Origin of the sequence: Caballeronia terrestris, assembly GCF_001544515.1 — a bacterium.
GTDB classification, from domain to species: Bacteria; Pseudomonadota; Gammaproteobacteria; order Burkholderiales; family Burkholderiaceae; genus Caballeronia; species Caballeronia terrestris.
In genome coordinates, this window is the sequence record NZ_FCOL02000480.1 from 1 (window position 1) to 1064 (window position 1064).

Sequence of the window (1064 nt, forward strand, 5' to 3'; positions counted from 1 at the left end):
GTCGCAGATGCGTACTACGCCGCTCGCAAGATCGTCAAAGGTCTGCGCGATCAGGACAACCACCTGGTCACACGCGTGAAGTCCAATGCAGTCGCCTATGCCCCGTACGTGCAGCAAGGACCGCGCAAACGCGGCCGCCCCAGGCTTTACGGTGACAAGATCAAACTCAAATCGCTGCTGGCTGATCCCCAGGCCTCACAATCAGCCCCCAGCCCAGTCTATGGCGAGCACGACGTCACCATCCGGTATCGGGTCGACGATCTACTGTGGCCGGCGTGCGGACGTCTCGTTCGCTTCGTGGCCGTGACTCACCCTCGCAGGGGGACCTGCCTGTTGATGTGCACCGACCTCGGCCTGGATCCCATCGAAATCATGCGCTTGTATGGGTTGCGCTTCAAGATCGAACACAGCTTCAAACAAGCGGTACATCGGATCGGCACATTCGCATACCACTTCTGGATGCAAGACATGAAGCCGCTTAGCCGCAGCAACGGCGATCGATACCTTCATCGCGAGTCGCCCGAGTACCGCGACGCCGTCAAAGATGGGCGGTATAATCCGGGAGTCGGCATAATGTCATCGAGCGCGACATCAGGCCGTTTGCCACCGCGAGAAAATCGTGGCTGTTCAGCGATACGGAAGCCGGTGCGAAAGCAAGCGCGATCGTCTACAGTCTGATGCTCAGTGCCGAGCCTGCGGCGTCGAACCGCATGCCTGGCTGCTGCACGTGCTAACCGAGTTACCGCAGCGGCCCCCAGACGCTGACATTCGCGACCTGCTGCCGTTCAACTACGCCAAGCGGCGGGCCGAGGCAAGCGTCAGCTGACGCAGCGGACACGCTCCGATCATCGCGTTGGCGCGCAAGCCATCAAGACCGCTAGACGCAGCCATGCTTGCCCTTCGCTTGCAAGTGATTCCCTGTTCGGTATGCTAAAACTATCGCTTACACTCTTTCCAGCTTGCCTGAGACGCGCTGTCCGGTAATGCGGCGCCGGGGCAGCTCCGCTGGCGTCAATCTGCCTGTCGAAATCTGCCTGTCGCAGTGCGCCCGGCATCATGCACAT

Annotated in this window: 1 protein-coding gene and 1 pseudogene; both read left to right on the forward strand. The window is 60.4% G+C overall.

What is annotated here, in order from left to right:
* On the forward strand, positions 1–678 hold a 678-nt coding region (locus AWB67_RS38405), incomplete at its 5' end, for a transposase (protein WP_143746831.1).
* Positions 570–826, forward strand: a pseudogene (locus AWB67_RS38410) (transposase domain-containing protein); the annotation flags it as partial. The gene AWB67_RS38405 and the pseudogene AWB67_RS38410, both read left to right, overlap by 109 nt.
* Between the last annotated feature and the right edge of the window lie 238 nt (positions 827–1064).